The organism is Aquirufa ecclesiirivi (assembly GCF_011250515.1).
Taxonomy (GTDB): domain Bacteria; phylum Bacteroidota; class Bacteroidia; order Cytophagales; family Spirosomataceae; genus Aquirufa; species Aquirufa ecclesiirivi.
In genome coordinates this window covers 135,401-145,906 of the sequence record NZ_JAANOP010000004.1, presented here as the reverse complement: position 1 = coordinate 145,906, position 10,506 = coordinate 135,401, and the positions used below count along the sequence as shown (strand labels likewise).

The window sequence follows — 10,506 nt, the reverse complement described above, 5'->3', positions numbered from 1 at the left end:
TGCAGAGTTTTTATCCGATATGAATCTACTGGCTATTGAATCTTCTTGTGACGAAACCTCCGCTGCTGTTATGGTAAACGGAGAACTTCGGTCGAACATTGTATCCACACAACTGATCCATACCCAATGGGGCGGAGTAGTTCCTGAATTAGCCAGCAGAGCGCATCAAAAATCCATCATACCTGTCGTTCACGAAGCACTGCAAAAAGCAAATATAAACAAAAATGAACTGAATGCCATTGCCTTTACGCGTGGCCCAGGTTTATTAGGAGCACTATTAATTGGCACCTCCTTTGCCAAGGCTTTGGCATTGAGTTTAGATATTCCACTCATTGAGGTCAACCACATGGAAGCTCACGTTTTGGCTCACTTTATAGAAGACCCCAAACCACGCTTTCCATTCCTTTGTTTGACAGTCAGTGGCGGACATACTCAACTCGTTTGGGTGAAGAGTCCATTGGAGATGGAGGTCATTGGAGAAACGCAAGATGATGCCGTGGGAGAGGCTTTTGATAAGACGGCCAAACTCATTGGTTTACCCTATCCGGGTGGCCCCATGATTGACAAATTAGCCAAAGAAGGAAACCCCCATCGTTTCCCTTTTCCATTAGGTGAAATGCCCGGTTTAGACTTTTCATTCTCGGGAATCAAAACGGCCATTCTTTATTTTTTACAAAAAGAGCAAAAGAATAACCCTCAATTCATCGATGAAAATAAGGCGGACATTTGTGCTTCGGTACAAAAGACCTTGATTGATATGTTGCTTCGCAAAGTAAAAAAAGCGATGAAGGAAAAGAACTGTCAACAGATTGCTATTGCTGGTGGTGTGGCAGCAAATTCTGGACTAAGAAATGGGATTCAGGAGCTGGGTGCTCAGCAAAACTGGGATGTATTTATTCCTGCTTTTTCTTATTGCACAGACAATGCTGGGATGATTGCCATGGCTGGTCACTTCAAAGCAGAAGCCGGTATTTTCTGTGGTCAAGACGTGAGTCCGTTGCCGAGGATGGACATGAAATAAATGGTGAATTGTTAATGGTAAATGGTAATTTCTTAATGTTTAGAAAAATAGGGAATATTTAAATTTTTCCATTAACAATTTACCATTCATCATCTACCATTAGAAACAATTTCATTCACGCTATTCCAAAACGCCAATTTCAAGGGTTTTTCGGAGTCCTAAAACACAAACTAAATTATATTTCATATATATGGAATAAAATAAAAAAAAGTATTATTATAAAAAGTTGTTATTTTACTTTTTTTTATTTATATTTGTGATAAATCAAATTCGTTCATATTATGGAATCATTTATAAACCCATTTAGACCTGGAGCTGGTCAACAACCGCCATATTTGGCTGGAAGAAAAAATGAAACGGAAAAATTTAAAGAACTTTTAAATCAAAAACCAATACTCAAAAACTTGATATTAACAGGTCTTCGTGGTGTTGGAAAAACGGTATTGCTTGAAACTTTCAAACCAATTGCACAACAAGATAAATGGTACTGGACTGGAACTGACTTAAGTGAATCCGCTGGAAATACCGAACAATCATTCTCAATCAGACTTTTAGCTGATTTGTCCGTTTTAATTTCCCCTTTTACAATTAAGGAAGAAGAAATTCGAGCAATTGGATTTAATTCACAGTCAAATTTGATTGAGACTAAATATTCATATTCTTTTTTACATGATATTTATTCAAAAACTCCTGGACTAGAGGCTGATAAACTCAAACGAGTTATGGAGTTTGTCTGGGATATTGTAAAAGATAAAGTAAAAGGTATAATTCTTGCATATGACGAAGCTCAAATTTTAAAAGATAAGGCATCGGAAAAACAATACCCATTATCCTTATTACTAGAAGTAATTCAATTTATCCAAAGAAAAGAAATTCCATATTTATTAATTCTTACAGGTCTTCCTACACTTTATCCTAATTTAATTGAAGCTAGAACATATGCTGAAAGAATGTTCCATGTAATGAATTTAACAAAACTAAACGAAGCAGATACAAAAGAAGCTATTTCAAAACCTATCGATGAAAAACAAACCCCAGTAAGATTTACCGAACTTGGTGTTTCAGAAATTATTAAATATTCAAGTGGCTATCCGTATTTTATTCAATTTTTTTGCAGAGAAGCTTTCGATTTATTTCTCCAGCAAAAAAATATGGGCATAACTAATCCTGATATCAAAATATCCAATTTTGTCCAAAAATTAGATTCTGATTTTTATGCAGGAAGATGGGGAAGAGTCACAGAAAGACAAAAAGATTTGCTTTTTATAATTGCAAAACTTTCAACTGCCAATGAAGAATTTACCGTAAAAGATATTGTCACTAAATCTAATGAAATCACAAACCCTTTTAGTCAAGCTTATGTTAGTAACACTTTGGTCAAATTGATTGATTTTGGACTAATTTATAAAAACAGTAGAGGTAAATACTCCTTTGCTGTTCCATTATTGGCTGATTATATTAATAGGCAAAATTCGTCGGTTGAAAACATGTCAGATATATAAAAAATTAGCCTGACTACTCCTACATAGTCAGGCATAATAGGTTGTTTCACACCTTAAGTGAATTTTAAATAATAATTAAAAACAAAGAAAGGAGGTGTTTAACATGAGTAATGAATCTAGTAACGAAGGTAAAATCGAAATATTTTGTCGTTACATAGTTCGCAAAGGTAAAAAAATATATCCAAAAAATGGTTCTTTTTTTCACTTTTGGGTAAAGGCAAAATAAAATAATTTTGCTTAAAATTAAAGGGGAGAATTATCATTCTCCCTTTTATTTTTTGAAATAATTACAAAAAAATCATCTACCATTAGAAACAATTTCCTTCACGCTATTCCAAAACGCCAATTTCAAGGGTTTTTCGGAATCTTTTAGACTAGAGATATAACGAGGGAAATAATAGATGGCCTTATTCCCGATTTGGCTGATTTTACCTTCTGGCAGTTGTACTTTCCAGGCTGGGATTTGGTCTCCTAGGAATACATAGATTTGCGCTTGAGTACCTTCTACAAATTCAGATACAGTAAAAGAATCCATTGGCTCTAAGACCTGCCAATCACTCGGCTGAAGAGAAACGGGAGCAGCCGATAATACCAGTTGTAATCGCTCTTTTTCTGTAGGATTAATCTTCCCAACTACGACCAATCGACAAGTAACTTGAGGTAGGATTTGTGAATCTTGAGAATTGGAAGGTGCTGTTGCCTTTAGATCTTCCACTAGGCTAGCTTGCAAACCCGGTCCTGAAGGAGTAATGGGTTTTTCTTGAACGGGTATGCTGACTTTTTCCTCAACGATAGCTGCAACAGGCGTAGAAGGTTCCAATTCTAAGGTGGTTGCTGGGCTTTCTGTTGGCGTAAAAGAGGCTTCGGATGGAATGTTTGGGCGATCTACTGGAATCCAGTAAATCTCGTCGAACTTATACAATTCAGCCAAATCCATTCGATCCGAAGCCTTCATATTTTGTTATGCCAACGATCCTCTCAAAACACAAGCCTCGCGATCTGGGCCTGTCGAAATGAAGTTGATCGGTAAGTTCAAATGCTTTTCTAAAAAGGCAATGTAATTGGTCAGTTCAGCAGGTAATTCATTAAAATCACGCATTCCTTCTAAACTGCAATGCCATCCTGGAAGATTGGCATAAATGGGTTTTACTTTAATATCCGTAATCTCAAAAGGGATATGATCTGTCACCGTGCCATCTGGCATTTCGTAAGCTGTACATACCAAAATCTCTTCAAAGATATTTAACACGTCGGCCTTCATCATGATCAATTGAGTCACCCCATTGATCATCATGGCATATTTTAAAGCAGGTAAATCAATCCAACCACAACGACGAGGACGACCCGTGGTTGATCCAAATTCACGACCTTCTTGACGCATGGATTCTCCCACTTCATCTTCCAATTCCGTCGGGAAAGGACCCGATCCTACGCGAGTAGCATAGGCCTTAAAAATACCAAATACTTCACCAATGTTTTTAGGCGCAACCCCTAAACCGGTACAAGCACCTGCTGAAATGGTATTCGATGAGGTCACAAATGGATAAGAACCAAAATCCACATCCAATAAAGAACCTTGTGCGCCTTCGGCTAAAATAGTCTTACCTAAATTAATGGCATTATTCACGGAATATTCGGAATCCACTAAGGCAAATTGCTTCATGAATTCTACCGCCTCAAAAAAGGCAGCTTCAGCTTCCGTCAAATCGTATTCGTATTTGTATACATCCAAAATCGCTTTATGGCGATCGACTAATGCTTTGTATTTCTCAGGAAAATTAGGCGAAATCATATCCCCTACACGTAATCCTTGACGAGAAATTTTATCTGTATAAGTTGGTCCAATACCTTTTAAGGTGGAACCAATTTTTTCTTTTCCTTTAGCCAGCTCGTAAGCGGCATCCAATAAACGGTGTGTTGGTAAAATAATGGACGCTTTCTTGGAGATTTCCAAGTTTTTCTTCAAATCCAAGTTAAAATGAGCCAATCCCTCAATTTCATTCTTGAAAATGATGGGGTCTAACACCACACCATTACCAATGATATTCTGTACTTCCTGACGGAAAATACCCGATGGAATCTGATGCAATACATGCTTAAAACCATCAAATTCCAAAGTATGACCTGCATTGGGTCCTCCTTGAAATCTTGCCACAACCTGATAACGGGGGGCTAAAACGTCAACAATTTTACCTTTTCCCTCATCTCCCCACTGTAAGCCTAATAATACATCAACTGCCATAAAAACTATTGTTAAAATCTTTTATTCTTGAGACCTCGCTTGGAAATTAGCTCGGTGTTCACAATTCTTGTTGGTACACGATCCATAGAAAATCAAAGAATGGTGCATCACATTAAAATGCAGCATTTCTCCCACTAAACTTTGGATGGTTTGAACGCGGGGATCACAGAATTCGGTCACTTTGTGACAGTCTGTACAAATTAAATGATCATGCTGTCTACGTCCATAAGACTTCTCAAACTGCGCCTGATTACGTCCAAATTGGTGTTTTACCACCAAATCACATTCTACCAATACATCCAATGTATTGTATACGGTGGCACGAGAAACTTGGTATTTCTTGTTTTTCATGGAGATATATAACTCCTCCACATCAAAATGGTCGTCACGTAAATAGATCTCCTCCAGGATTGCAAATCGCTCGGGTGTCTTGCGCAGACCCTTGTTTTCCAAGTAGGCTGTGAAAATTTTCTTAACCGAATCGAACTTATCTATTTCTGTGGACATTTAGCGAAAAAAACGACGTAAAATAAGCTATAAAAACTGAAAAAAGCTATTATTCTTCTCTGGCAACCTCAATTACTCCTGCAACTCTTTCTAATTCACCCACAAGGGCTACTAGGTGATCCGTATCTTGAATCATGAGAGAAATCCGACCTTCAAAAAGTCCATCTTTCACCCCAATATTCAAAGCCGTAATATTGACTTTAAGTTCATCCGAAATCACTCGCGTCACATCATTCACCAATCCGACCCGGTCAATCCCACGAATCACTAAATCAACTACAAATGACATGGCAATTTGACTCGCCCACTGTGCTTTTATCACTCGGTCACCATGACGAGATAATAATTCGGGAGAATTAGGGCAATTAGTTCGATGAATTTTAATCCCTTCATTGATGGTAACAAAACCAAACACATCATCTCCAGAGATGGGATTACAGCATTTTGCCAAGGTATAATCTACCTTGTCCATATCTTCTCCAATCAACAAAATATCAGCATCCTTACGGTCATGCTGTACACGTTTCATTTCTTTGGTGAAACTCTTATTGTCGACAATCGGAACCTGAATTGCCTTTTCTGCCTGCTTCCGCTCGTGCATTTCTTTGTCGGACTTCCAATGCTTCAATTGCTCGATAGCGACATAGCCTTTTCCGAAACGATAGAAAAGGTCATTGGCATCCTTGGCATTATAATAGGCTCGAAGCTGATTGGTAATCTCCAAAGTCAAACTCGGATATCCCAAAATCTTCAATCGATGCTCAATCATATCACGTCCTTTGATAACGTGTGATTTATTCTCTTCTTTAATAAAATCTTTAATCCGTGCCTTGGCCTTGGTGGTGGTTACAATGCGCAACCAATCTTCCGAAGGTTTTTGCTTGGAAGAGGTCAATATTTCAATTTGATCGCCATTGCTCAACTTGTGCGACAAAGGCACCAATTTCCCTCCAACTTTGGCACCAATACACTTAGCCCCTACTTCGGAGTGAATTTCAAAAGCAAAATCTAGAGCCGTAGAACCCACTTGTAAAACCACCAATTTCCCTTTTGGAGTAAAAACAAATACCTCCTCATGGTACAAGGAATTTTTGATATCATCCACCAATTCTACGGCCGACTGGCTCTTGTCATTGGTTTCTAGGGCTTCACGAACTTGACTTAACCAAGATTCAAATGCCTGACTAGTGCGAGTATCCGTTCCTTTATATTTAAAGTGAGCTGCTACCCCTTTCTCGGCTATCTCATCCATTCTTTTGGTACGGATCTGCACTTCCACCCATCGGCCCTCTTTATCGTTGCCGTAGGGCAAACTCATCACTGTGGTGTGCAAAGACTCGTAGCCATTGGATTTAGGCGTAGAGACCCAATCCTTTAATCGACTTGGATTAGGACGATAATGGTCGGTGACAATAGAATAAACTTCCCAGCAATCAGCTTTCTCTCTTTCCAAAGGCACATCAATCACTACCCTAACCGCAAACAAATCGTAAATTTTATCAAATGGTGTATTGCTACTTTTGATCTTGTTATAAATCGAATAAATCGACTTTGGCCTGCCTTTGATGGTATAATTCAAATGTAATTCATCCAAGGATTTTTTGATAGGACGGATGAAATGATCGACAAAGCTTTCGCGGTTACGCTTATTTACGGATAATTTATTGGCGATCTCTTTGAATGCTTCTGGTTCGGTATATTTCAAACCCAAATCTTCCAATTCCGTTTTGATGGCATTTAATCCTAAACGGTGTGCCAAAGGAGCGTATAAATAAATGGTCTCGGAAGCTATTTTCAATTGCTTTTCCTTGGCCATACTAGACAGCGTTCTCATGTTGTGCAAACGGTCTGCTAGCTTAATCAAAATCACGCGAATGTCATCGGATAAGGTCAAGAGCATTTTACGGAAGTTTTCCGCTTGCTGGGATGTTCCATATTCAAATGTTCCCGAAATCTTAGTCAGTCCATCAATGATGGAAGCTATTTTAGGACCAAAATCTTTCTCGATATCTGCTAACGTAGTATCCGTATCCTCAACCACATCGTGCAACAAAGCTGATATAATGGACGTTGTTCCAAGCCCAATTTCTTCAACGCAGATTTGAGCCACTGCCAAAGGATGGTAGATATAAGGTTCCCCAGATTTTCTACGCATATCTTTATGTGCCTCCGCAGAAATCAAAAATGCTTTCTTGATTTGCTTGGCATCATCATCTTTTAAAAAGGGTTTAGCCGTCCGCAGCAACTTACGGTACCTTTTTAAAATCTCTAATCGCTCTTTTTCTAAATTGATAGGCATAGCTTACTCAGCAGTAATTAGAGCCACTGCCATGGCCGATATTCCTTCTCCTCTTCCTACAAAACCCATCCCTTCTGAGGTGGTTGCTTTCAAGGTTATTTGATCCAAATCTACCGCCATCACTTGAGCTAAATTCGCCTGCATGGCTGGAATATGAGGGTTTAATTTAGGTTGATCTAAAATGATGGTCACGTCCACATTTCCAACCTCCCAACCCTTTTCTCGAATCATTTCTAATACGCGTGTCAATAAGGCAATGGAGGAAACGCCTTTCCATTGAGGATCATTATCCGAAAAATGGAATCCGATATTACGTAAATTAGCCGCTCCTAATAGGGCATCACAAATCACATGACAAACCAAGTCTGCATCTGAATGACCCATAGGGCCCTTAGCTGATTCTATTTCGATACCTCCCAAAATACAGGGCCTACCTTCTACCCAGCGATGCACATCATACCCTTGTCCTACGCGTATCTTCATGACTATTTCTTTTCTTTCCTATACCATAAGGTATTCGATTTCCCATCAATAAACAAGCGTTTTGCCCAAGATTGTACTTCTGCCAAGGAAACAGCTTGGATTTTTTCGGCTTCCGTATTCACCCAATTCGGATCTCCTGCATTAGCAGCCATGGCGAGGTTCATCGCGCGGTTCAAGACCTCCACTTCCATAAATACTAAACTTGCCTCTGCTTGATTTTTCACTTTCTGCAAAGCTTTTTCTAGGATTCCAGATTGTACAAACTCCTTGATAAGTTCTTCCAAAGCCTGATCCGCAACTTCAATGTCCACCCCTTCACATACTTGTCCTTGAATCACCAAAATACCTGGATCATTGGAACCCATTTGGTAAGCATTCAAAGAATCAAAAATGCGTTTATTCTGAACTAAATGCTCATATAAATAGGAAGACTCTCCCCTACCCATCAAATCTGCGAGCATATCAATGGCATGAAAACCTGGCTGATAACGCCCCACCATGGGATAGGCTTTATATATTCTATTGGATGGCACATTCGCGGAAATTTCCATCATACGGTTTTCTTGCTGAACTGCTTCTTGTACCAATTGACGAAGGGGCTTCACTCCTCCTGGTATGGGTCCAAACCATTTTTCAGCCAATGCTTTTACCTCGTCAAATTTTACTCGACCAGCCACTACTAATACCGCATTGGCTGGGACATAATGCTGGTAAAAGAAGGCCTTCACGTCTTCCAAAGTTGCATCCTCAATATGTTTAATATCCGCCCCTATCGTGGCCCATCGGTAAGGATGCTGTTGATAAATCAATGGTCTAAACTTGAGCCACAAATCACCATAAGGCTGGTTTAAATAGCGTTGTTTGAATTCTTCAATCACCACTTTTCTTTGAACTTCCAGCGAATTCGGATTAAAAGCCAACTGCTTCATCCGATCAGACTCCAACCAAAAAGCTGTTTCTAGATTTTGGTAGGGCAAACTGATGTAATAATTCGTTAAATCGGGCGTGGTAAATGCATTATTTTCACCCCCAACTCGTTGCAAAGGAGTGTCATAATTGGGAATATTTTCAGAGCCTCCAAACATCAAGTGCTCAAATAAATGAGCGAATCCTGTTCGGCTAGGGTCTTCATCTCGAGAACCAACATCGTAAATTACATCCATCACAGCTAGTGTCGTGCTGGGATCTTCATGTACGATCACACGTAAACCATTGTCTAAGCTAAATTCTTGAAATGAAATCATTCGGGAAGTTTAATGTTAAAATAGAAACAAAAGTAAAAAATTAGGCCTAAAAACCACAGTACTTACGTATTTTTGCAATTCAATTGAGTGTTTATGCGGCGATTTTTTTTAGTGCTTTTTTGTCTTTGGTCTTGGAATATTTCAGGACAAATATTAGCGGACAATCAAGCTAAGGAATGGATTTCAAGCGGCTTGAACCACATGTACAACCATGAGTTCAAAGAGGCTACGGATGATTTCAATGCGCTAAAAACAAAGTACCCGAAGCATCCCAGTAGTTATTTATTGTTGGCCATGCAATGGGAAAAGCAATACTTTCCTTTAAAAGACCATCCCAATCAAAGCAAGGCCTATTTGGCTTATTTGGAACGAAGTTTCGATTTGGCAGAAACCGCCTACGAAAAAAATGAAAATGATTTAGAAGCTGTCTTTTTTTGCATCTCTTCCACAGGATTTTTAGCGGCATTTGAAGCGGATAACCAGAACTTCATGAAGGCTGTTTCGTATACGCGCAAGTCCTATTCCTTTCTGAAGATTGCGCTTAAAAATACCGATAAACAGCCCGAATTTTTATACTCCGCAGGTATTTATAATTATTACCGTATAGTATACCCAGAACTTCATCCTGTGATAAAACCTTTGATGGTCTTTTTTGAAGATGGAAATAAACGGGCTGGATTAAATTACCTAGAGCAGAGCACCCGCAAAACCATTTTCGTAAAAAATGAAAGTCGTTTTTATCTGGGATATGTCTACAATAAATACGAAGGTACGCCTGCAAAAGCCCTAGGTCTCAATCAATCCTTATTGGAGGATTTTCCGGGTAATCATCTATTTTTACTTCAAAGAGCCGAATTATTGGCATTGACCAATAATTTTGAGGAGGGGGAAATCTACCATGAGAAATTAGATAAATTGAAAATTCCTTATTATTTGGGAGCCGTATGTGTGTTTAGAGGCATGGCTGATGAATTGGGTAAAAAGAAATTGGCTCAAGCAGAGGCTCATTATTTGAAATCCTTGCAATATCCTTTTGAAGAAAGGTTTACCAAAGATATTCGAGGCTTATCCTATTTAGGATTATGCCGAATTGCTTATAAGTCGGGCCAAAGAGCCAAAGCAAAAAAATATTTGCACCTTTCTAAGGAGTATATTGAATATAAAAATTCGCAGGATGAGTACCATCGCTTATCCAAACTATTGTAATT

Annotated in this window: 9 protein-coding genes; 3 read left to right on the top strand and 6 right to left on the bottom strand. The window is 38.8% G+C overall.

The annotated features are described in order from the left end of the window. Positions 1-19 precede the first annotated feature (19 nt). Both tsaD and G9H65_RS07340 read left to right on the top strand, forming a co-directional pair. Positions 20-1,021 carry a tRNA (adenosine(37)-N6)-threonylcarbamoyltransferase complex transferase subunit TsaD gene (tsaD, locus tag G9H65_RS07345; protein ID WP_166374694.1) on the top strand — a complete coding sequence of 334 codons (1,002 nt, stop codon included), beginning with the start codon at positions 20-22 and terminating at the stop codon, positions 1,019-1,021. Positions 1,022-1,302: 281 nt separating this feature from the next. After that, on the top strand, positions 1,303-2,523 hold the full coding sequence (locus G9H65_RS07340) for an ATP-binding protein (RefSeq protein WP_166374693.1): 1,221 nt from the start codon (positions 1,303-1,305) through the stop codon (positions 2,521-2,523). A 298-nt stretch (positions 2,524-2,821) separates the two neighbouring features. Here the strand turns inward: G9H65_RS07340 and G9H65_RS07335 are convergent, their stop codons facing one another. The 6 genes from G9H65_RS07335 to G9H65_RS07310 are packed head-to-tail and all read right to left on the bottom strand — an operon-like array spanning position 2,822 to position 9,298. Then, positions 2,822-3,478, bottom strand: a complete 657-nt coding sequence (locus G9H65_RS07335) for a hypothetical protein (protein WP_166374692.1) — start codon at positions 3,476-3,478, stop codon at positions 2,822-2,824. Positions 3,479-3,484: 6 nt separating this feature from the next. Continuing rightward, positions 3,485-4,765: an adenylosuccinate synthase gene (locus G9H65_RS07330; protein WP_166374691.1), complete on the bottom strand. Its 1,281-nt coding sequence runs from the start codon at positions 4,763-4,765 to the stop codon at positions 3,485-3,487. A gap of 21 nt (positions 4,766-4,786) precedes the next feature. Next, complete coding sequence (locus G9H65_RS07325) at positions 4,787-5,272, bottom strand: Fur family transcriptional regulator (protein WP_109322291.1); 486 nt, start codon at positions 5,270-5,272, stop codon at positions 4,787-4,789. Positions 5,273-5,321: 49 nt separating this feature from the next. Further along, positions 5,322-7,571 (bottom strand): RelA/SpoT family protein, encoded by a 2,250-nt coding sequence (locus tag G9H65_RS07320; protein WP_166374690.1) that lies wholly within the window; start codon positions 7,569-7,571, stop codon positions 5,322-5,324. A 3-nt stretch (positions 7,572-7,574) separates the two neighbouring features. Further along, positions 7,575-8,054 carry a 2-C-methyl-D-erythritol 2,4-cyclodiphosphate synthase gene (ispF, locus tag G9H65_RS07315; RefSeq protein ID WP_166374689.1) on the bottom strand — a complete coding sequence of 160 codons (480 nt, stop codon included), beginning with the start codon at positions 8,052-8,054 and terminating at the stop codon, positions 7,575-7,577. A gap of 2 nt (positions 8,055-8,056) precedes the next feature. Then, positions 8,057-9,298: a M16 family metallopeptidase gene (locus G9H65_RS07310; protein WP_166374688.1), complete on the bottom strand. Its 1,242-nt coding sequence runs from the start codon at positions 9,296-9,298 to the stop codon at positions 8,057-8,059. A gap of 93 nt (positions 9,299-9,391) precedes the next feature. Between G9H65_RS07310 and G9H65_RS07305 the strand changes: the two genes are divergently transcribed. Next, positions 9,392-10,504 carry a hypothetical protein gene (locus tag G9H65_RS07305; RefSeq protein WP_166374687.1) on the top strand — a complete coding sequence of 371 codons (1,113 nt, stop codon included), beginning with the start codon at positions 9,392-9,394 and terminating at the stop codon, positions 10,502-10,504. The last annotated feature ends 2 nt before the right edge of the window (positions 10,505-10,506 follow it).